We start from the raw sequence: 3854 nt of genomic DNA, 5'->3' as shown, positions 1-3854 counted from the left end.
CCAAAGGGGACGTTGCCCACCGCCAGGTCAAAGAAATCGTCCGGGTGGTCGGTGCGCTCAAAGCCGTCTACTGTAATATCCGCCTTTTGGTATAGCTGTTTTGCGATGCGCCCGGTCAGGTCGTCCAGTTCCACGCCATAGAGTTTTGCCGCCGCCAATTTTTCCGGCAGCATCCCGAAAAAGTTTCCGATACCCATAGACGGCTCCAAAACTGTCCCAGGCGTAAAATCCATCTGTTCCACCGCGTTGTAGATTGCCTGGATAACGGTGGGGCTGGTATAGTGGGCATTGAGAACCGTGCTTTGTGCAGACTGGTACTCCGCAGGGGTGAGCAGTTCTTTCAGTTCGGCGTATTCCTTTGCCCACTTGGGGTCGTTTGGCTCAAAGGCGTGGGAAATGCCGCCCCAGCCCACATAGCGGGACAAAATAGTCTGTTCCTCCGGTGTGGCAAGGCGTTTTTCGGCTTCAATCTGTTTCAGGGTGCGGATGGCTTCCACGTTGTACTGGTACTTGGTTTTTTCACCGCCCACGCCTAAATTTTCATCGGTGATCTGGAAGTTGTGGCGCTCTGGTTCAAACCGCAGGGGCTGTAAAATAATCTCGCTGGGGAATACCCTGCCGCCCACTTCCTCCTGGGCGCGGCGGCGGGCCTGCTTCTGCGCTGGGGTTTCGGTAATCTGCCCGCCGTCAATCTCCATCGGTTCCGGCACAGGCTTGGGTTCTGCTGGTGCAGGGGGAACATCCGGGGTAAGGTCAAAGGTCTGCTGTTCCCGTTCCTCCACAAACTGCCGCACAAAGGGGATGCTTTCGCTGCGGAAAATGGGGAACCAGCCCCGCAGTTCCATATCTTGCAGGCTGACGGTTCCGGCGTTGTAGTCCACGCTGTCAATCTTCATCAGCCGCCCGTCAATGGTCAGTTCCATGCCAATGGGGATATATTCCGCCGCGCTGCGTTCCTTGATGATTTCATAGGGCGCGTCAGTGCCGCGTTCTGCGTCAGGCCGCGCAAGCACCACGCTTTTTCCGTGTTCCAGCAGCTTTTTCAGGACAGACTGCCAGCCATTCGCACCGGTGACGGAAACTGTCCCCAAATCGGGGATTTCGCGGGTAACGGTTTTTCTTCCCAGGGCAGGCGCGGCTTCTTCCGCGTCAGTGCCGTAAAAGAGGATGGTTTCCCCCACCTGAACGCCTACCAGCTTGTCAGGATGGGCCGCTTTGAGGTTCAGGTATTCCTCTACATTGGGCGTAAGGTTTGGCTCGTCTGCGGCGGCTGTTTCAGGGCTTTTCTGTGTCTGCCCTGCACCCGTGCCGGTGGGTTCCGTTCCGTCCTCCGGCGCAGGGAATGGTACGATATTGCCGCCTGCGGTTTCCGGCTCCGAATTGTCCGAAACGGGCGCGTCCTGCGCCTTTTCCGGCTCTGGTTCCTGCACTTGTTCCGGCTCCACAGTCTGCTCCACATCCTGCACCCGTTCCGGCTCCTTGGGCGGCGTGGAAAATACCGGCGCGTCCTGGGTCGCTGAAATGGACATTTCGCTGGTGGCAGCGATTTTCTGGATTTCTTCCCGGATTTCCTCCGGCAAGCCTGCGTCATAAAAGGTTACGGTGCGGTCGGGGGCGATATGGGCAACCGTCTTATAATCGCCGTGTACTTCTTCCAAACGGTTCCAGACCGTCAGGCCGTTGCCCAGGTGTCCATAGCCCAGGTCATACCGGGCGGCAGGGTTTTCCGGTTCCGTGTTCACGGCAGCTTCGGGTATATCCGGCTCCGCGGCTGCGGCTGTTTCCGGTGCGGCTGGCTCTGCCTGCGGCTGTTCCATTTCCGGCATAGGCGGCGCAGCGGGTTCAGACAAAAGCCCAAACATATCCAGTGTAAGCTGCTGTCCCTCGTTGTCCTCCCGTGGAGCAGGCTGCTTTTTGCGGGAAAGAGCCTTTGCCGCAGCCGCAAGGCCGCTTGCGGGTTTTTTCTTTTGTTTGGCGGCACTCGGTTTTTCTTTCTCTTTTTGCTCCTGCCTTTTTTGACGTTCCTCCTGCAAGACAGCTTCGGGCAGAGGGGTGAATAAGGAATATTCGCCCCGCAGATACGCGCCCATATCCCGGAGTGACGGTTCCATCAGCTTGTAGGCGCGGTCGTCCGGGGATACCATTGCCAGGGCTTTCACCATTTTTTCATAGTGCGCCGCGCATTGTTCCGGATCGTCCAGTATGGGGCGGAACACCTTTTTTGGCGCGTCAACATCCCAGTCGCGGGGGATTGTTTTGCTGGCATCGTTGGGGTCGTAGTATTGGAACACATACAGGCTCCGGGCAAGCCGCATTTTTTCATATTCCGGCAGATATGCCTTTTCCCTGCGGTTCAGATACCGATCTTCTTTGATTAGTCCTGCAATCCGCTTGTGTATCTGTTTCCAGTTCAGCATGACCGTATCATAATTGCCCTCGGAAAAATCGTCAGCGCGGGACAGCTTGATTCCTTTGCCGTCGTGCCATTCGTCAAATCCAATGTAGCCATGCCCGCCGATGCCGTATTCATTTTTCAGAAAGGCAATGCACTCGGCGGCGTCATGGCCCTGCATGAAGTAGGAGTAAATGCGGAACTTGCCCTCGGAAACCCCGGAGCCGCCGGTGAGCTGGCGGGTGATTTCATCCTCGGTGACAAATGCGCCACGGGCAGGGGAAAAACCCGCTGCCGCCTGAAAAGCCGTCACCGGCTTATCCATATCGGTCAGGCGGGTATATAAATCATGGGGCGGTATCTGCTGGCGGAACCGTAACAGTTCCGGGTTCCGCTGATGGGCGCTTGCAAGCTGCTTTACCTCCTGCGCGATTTTGGCGCGTTCTGACGGGTCTTTTAAGAGTGCGGCAATCTTTTCCGTGCTGTCCGGGAAACCGCCGTACAGCGTGTCAATGGTGGGCAGTAAGCCCTTTTCCCTTGCTTCGTCGCTGAAATTCTGGCGCAGATACCACAGCTTTTCGGACAGTTCCCGAAACTCGTTGTCCCGCGCCGCGTCGATGTTGTCCTGGCTGGCAAACTGGCCGTCTTTCAGAAGCTGGCTAATCTGTGCCGCCGCCTGCTTCCATGTGACAAGGGAACCTCCCCCGGCAGAACGTCCCGGCGCGATGTGGATGCCGCTTTGACTGAACCACAAAGAATACTCATGCCCCGCAATGTTAAGCCCTTTGCCGCCGGTGCGGTATTCCTTTTGCAGAAAATCGGCGGCAAGTTCTTCCGGCGGGTCTTTCTGGAAAAAGGCCACAATACGCAAAATACTGTTTCGCTCATTGCTGCCGCTGGTGAGGGCGCGCCCGATGACGGCATCCGTCACTTTTCCGGCGGCAGCGGCGGGGCGGAGTTCCTGCTCGGTTTTCTGCACATGGGCAATGGTTTCAATCTGCTGTTCCACGGTAGGGAACAGGGAAAACTGTGTAAATGCCGGCTTTGCAGACGCAGAAACGGCGGGCTGTTCGCCCGCCGCCTGCTGGTTTTCCTGATTTACTTGTAAACGATCTCGTTCAGTACCATTTCCTCCGCCTGTGCGGTGAAGCTGTTGACCGCCTGCACCCATCCCATCTGGTCGCGGGCTTTCATCGCTTCGTCCACGTGGTTCTGTTTCTTTAAGTCCGCCACGATCCGGTCTATCTGTTCCTGTGCCTGCTGGTCGATCTCCCGCAGGTGGGCTTCCAGCCGCCCGGTCAGAAGCATCGAGGTGTACCGTCCCTTGTGCCGTTCCTGGAGAAAGGTCTGCCGCATCCGTCCGTACTTGCCCAGCGGCATTTCCTCCATCCCGTCCTCCCCGTCCATCATCAGGTCGGGAATCTGGTAATCGCCCATCTTCTTGTATGCCAGTTCTGCCATT

Annotated in this window: 1 protein-coding gene and 1 pseudogene; both read right to left on the bottom strand. The window is 57.1% G+C overall.

Annotated elements, in window-relative coordinates; genetic code table 11:
- A pseudogene (locus D5269_RS17050) lies at window positions 1-3563 on the bottom strand (hypothetical protein); the annotation flags it as partial.
- A partial coding sequence (locus D5269_RS18410) for a TnpV protein (RefSeq protein WP_161880089.1) occupies window positions 3491-3854 on the bottom strand: 364 nt, incomplete at its 5' end. The gene D5269_RS18410 and the pseudogene D5269_RS17050, both read right to left, overlap by 73 nt.

This window comes from Anaerotruncus sp. 1XD42-93, assembly GCF_009917605.1.
Classification (GTDB): Bacteria; Bacillota; Clostridia; order Oscillospirales; family Ruminococcaceae; genus Anaerotruncus.
The sequence above is the reverse complement of the archived record's forward strand: the minus strand, read 5'-3'. Positions and strand labels throughout refer to the sequence as shown.